Below are 1,098 nucleotides of genomic sequence, written 5' to 3'. Positions count from 1 at the left end.
AGRTAGATTATTTACTACCTTCTTTATTTTGCAAATATTTTTTACAATTTTAAACATAATTTAGAAGGAATATAGGAATTATTATCAAATTAATAAATATATAGAAAAAAATAAGGAAGAACTAGGGGGACAAAATATGGTTACATTTGATATAAATGGTGCTATAGTAGAGTTTGATGAAAAGATGGATAACTACAATAGCATAAGAAAATCATTTAAAAGTCAAGCAGAAAACTATAGTGAAGATTTTAAGAATTACTGTTTGGATAATATATTAACATTAAAAGATTTGTCAGAAAATTCCTTAGAAATAAGCATGAATTATATAGAAAATTCTATAAAAAAAGGTGTTGAAACTATAGTAGGTTATAATCTTATAACTATAGATATAAATACATTTAAAGAAACTTATTGTGGAAAATATTTAAATTATCAACGAATGTTTAACAATCTTATGAAACAAACCAAAACAAAAAGCAAGAAAAATAATTACATGACAAAAGCATCTCTTAAGCCATTAATAGAAACTTTATCACAATATATATACAACGATTGCTTTAATATACATAATGCAGTAATAGATGCACTTATACAAAATGGTATAGATATAGTAGGTTCAAAAATAGATGAAGAAAATATAAAAAAATCAAATGCACTATTTAATAACTACAAAGATGGTTTTATAAGTAGAGTAGATGGAACTATGGTAGTAAAGCAAATAATAACTTTAAATCCATATAGAATGGATATCTATGAATATTTAGTAAATGAAGATGGAGACTTTAATAAAGAAATAGAAAAGTTAGCAACTTATTTAGGTTATGATATAAGACCATTTAAAAGTAAGCTAATGGATAAATATATAAATGATTGTTTAGAAAATGATAGAGATATAGATTTTATAAAAGAAAAGATAGTAAAATATGCTAGATATATAGGTTCTTCAAATGAAGATATTTATTTAACTAGAATAGATGCTATACAAATGTTTGAAAATGCATAATATAAATATTATAAACAGTAGGTGATTTTAAATAAAAAGTTACCTACTGTCTTTTATTTTATATACTATAGTAATGTATATTAGAGTATATAATT

Annotated in this window: 1 protein-coding gene; it reads left to right on the top strand. The window is 22.2% G+C overall.

Translation table 11 applies throughout. The features are described 5' to 3' along the window. Positions 1–136 precede the first annotated feature (136 nt). The gene (locus G3997_RS05670; RefSeq protein ID WP_296644213.1) at positions 137–1,003 is read left to right on the top strand and encodes a kinase; all 867 of its coding nucleotides are present in this window, start codon (positions 137–139) and stop codon (positions 1,001–1,003) included. Positions 1,004–1,098 lie beyond the last annotated feature (95 nt).

It is taken from the genome of Romboutsia sp. 13368 (assembly GCF_018336475.1).
Lineage (GTDB): Bacteria > Bacillota > Clostridia > Peptostreptococcales > Peptostreptococcaceae > Romboutsia.
This window is presented reverse-complemented; position numbering and strand designations above follow the sequence as displayed.